The organism is Methylobacterium sp. CCH5-D2 (genome assembly GCF_001556475.1).
In the GTDB taxonomy this organism is placed as follows: domain Bacteria; phylum Pseudomonadota; class Alphaproteobacteria; order Rhizobiales; family Beijerinckiaceae; genus Methylobacterium; species Methylobacterium hispanicum.
The window spans coordinates 1-360 of record NZ_LSIX01001137.1; the positions used below are offsets into that span (position 1 = coordinate 1).

A 360-nucleotide genomic window follows, 5' to 3' on the forward strand; every position below is an offset into this window, starting at 1 on the left:
GCGTGGCGCAGGTCATCCCCATCGGGGGCGAGGTGCGCCAGTTCCGGGTCAGCCCAAACCCGGCGGCGATGCGCGCGCTCGGGGTGACGAACGCCCAGCTGGAGACGGCGCTCGCGCAGTTCGGCACCAACGCCGGCGGCGGCTTCACCGACCAGAACGCCCGCGAGTACCTGATCCGGAACATCGGCCGGACCATGAGCCTCGACGACCTGCGCAACCTCGTGGTCGCCACGGTCGCCGACGCCCCGGTCTACCTGCGCCAACTCGCCGAGGTGTCCTTCGCCGCGAAGGTGAAGCGGGGCGATGCCGGCTACATGGCCAAGCCCGCGGTCATCGTCTCGGTCGAGAAGCAGCCCGACG

At 71.1% G+C, this 360-nt stretch carries 1 protein-coding gene; it reads left to right on the top strand.

The features are described from left to right. Positions 1-360: efflux RND transporter permease subunit (locus AX737_RS30920; RefSeq protein WP_197430777.1), on the top strand; the 360-nt coding region annotated here is incomplete at both ends.